This window comes from Ruixingdingia sedimenti (genome assembly GCF_031432425.1).
Taxonomy (GTDB): domain Bacteria; phylum Pseudomonadota; class Alphaproteobacteria; order Rhodobacterales; family Rhodobacteraceae; genus Ruixingdingia; species Ruixingdingia sedimenti.
Genome location: NZ_JAVKPH010000132.1, coordinates 1 through 688, shown reverse-complemented (window position 1 = coordinate 688; position 688 = coordinate 1). Strand labels below are relative to the sequence as shown.

The following is a 688-nucleotide window of genomic DNA, read 5'->3' as shown; positions in this document are numbered from 1 at the left end:
CGGCTTGCCCCGGACAATGCCTTGAATACCCATGACCTTCATCAGCCGTGCCACCGTGCATCGGGCAACGTCGAAGCCCTCGCGGCGAAGCTGCCGCCAGATCTTCCGGACGCCGTAGACGCGCCAGTTCTCCTCGAATACCCGCAGGATCTCGGGGCGCAGCGCCTCATCCCGGCGCGCCCGTTCCGACAGCCGGGACGGATCGGCCCGCTTTGCCAGATGTTCATAGTAGGTGGACGGGGCGATCGGCAGAACCGCGCAGATCGGCTCGACCCCGTGCGCATCCCGGTGCGCGTCGATGAAACCCACCATCACTTCGACCGGCGGTCGAGCTCCGCCATCGCAAAATATGCGCTCGCCTTCCTGAGGATCTCGTTGGCCTGGCGCAACTCGCGGTTCTCCCGCTCAAGCGCCTTCATCTTCTCGGCCAAATCACTCGGGATGCCCGCGCGCCGACCGCTGTCGACCTCGGCCTTCTTGACCCAGTCGTTCAGGGTCTGTGGCGTGCAGCCGATCTTCGCCGCGATCGACATCACCGCCTGCCAGCGTGACGCATGCTGACCCTCGTTGTCGAGAACCAGTCGCACGGCACGTTCGCGGACCTCAGGGGAAAACTTGTTCGTCGTCTTGCTCATGATGCTCCATCCTACTCAAGAGTTGGAGCCTCCGGCAAACCCGGCGCGGTTCA

General features: G+C 64.2%; 1 pseudogene and 1 other annotated feature. The pseudogene reads right to left on the bottom strand.

The features are described from left to right. Positions 1-635, bottom strand: a pseudogene (locus RGD00_RS23450) (IS3 family transposase); the annotation flags it as partial. Then, positions 238-354 (bottom strand) — a sequence feature (AL1L pseudoknot). It overlaps the preceding pseudogene by 117 nt. Positions 636-688: the final 53 nt, after the last annotated feature.